The 1,072-nt window shown below is 72.2% G+C and carries 1 protein-coding gene; it reads right to left on the bottom strand.

What is annotated here, in order from left to right:
* On the bottom strand, positions 1-1,072 hold a 1,072-nt coding region (locus VL52_RS22905; protein WP_046159211.1), incomplete at both ends, for a condensation domain-containing protein.

Here is a 1,072-nt window from a genome sequence, read left to right as displayed (position 1 = left end):
TCCGCGCCCGCGCCCCCCTGCAGACGCCCCAGCAACACGGTGCCCAGCACCACCTCGTCCTGGCCGGCCGTCCGCGCCAGCACATGGGCCCAGGCCAAGTGGTACAGGCTGGCGGCGCTGACGCCCAGCCGCTGCGCCTGCGCCCGCACCCGGCGACACAGCGCCGGCGCCACCGCCAGGCGCGCCTCTTCGATGTCGCTGCCGTCTCCCCGCACATCGCTGAGCCCGAACGGCAGCGTTGCCTCCGTCACGCCCGCCAGCATCCCCCGGAAGAAGGCCTCATGTTCGGCCTCGCTCAACCCCTGCCGCACCTGCGCCACGTAATTGCGGTAAGGCACCGCCTCCGGCAACGCTTCGCCCCGGCCCTCCAGGCAAGCCCGCAGCTCGTGCAGCAAGACTTCCAGCGTGGTGTGGTCCATTACCAGGTGGTGGAACATCAGCAGCACCGCCCAATGCCCCGCCGCCTCGTCCCAGGCGCAAGCCAGCCGCAGCAGCGGCGCCTGTTCCAGGCGCAGCCGGTACTGCCGCGGATCATGGAGCTCGCGCAATTGCCGGCCGATGTCGCCCGCCGCCGGATCCAGCATCCACTCGGTCACCGACAGCGGCGCCTGCCGCCACACGATCTGCACCGGCTCGTCCAGACCTTCCCAGGCCACCGCGCTGCGCAGGATGTCGTGCCGGTCCACCACCTGCTGCAGCCCTGCGGCGAAGGCATCCAGGCCGGCCCGGTCGGACAGCCCCAGCAGCACCTGCAGCAGATAGGGGTCGCCCGCCTCCGCCGCCAGATGGTGGTACAGAATGCCCTGCTGCAGCGGCGACAGCGGATAGATGTCCTGCACATTGCCGTCCCCGCCCGGCACGCCCGCCGCCAGACGGTCCAGCGCCGGCTGCGGCAGTTCGACCAGCGGCAGCATCTCAGGCGTCAGCCGCGCGCAATCCGCCGGAATCCGGTTGGCCGGCACCTCGGCTTCGCGCCGCCCCAGCCCCACCCGGGCGGCCAGCGCCGCCAGCGTCGGCTCGTTGAACAAGGTCTTCACGTCGGCGGCCAGTCCGGCCTGCCGCATGCGCTCGA

The organism is Chromobacterium vaccinii (assembly GCF_000971335.1).
Classification (GTDB): domain Bacteria; phylum Pseudomonadota; class Gammaproteobacteria; order Burkholderiales; family Chromobacteriaceae; genus Chromobacterium; species Chromobacterium vaccinii.
Note: the sequence above shows the minus strand (reverse complement) of the source record. Positions and strands in the feature narration are given on the sequence as shown.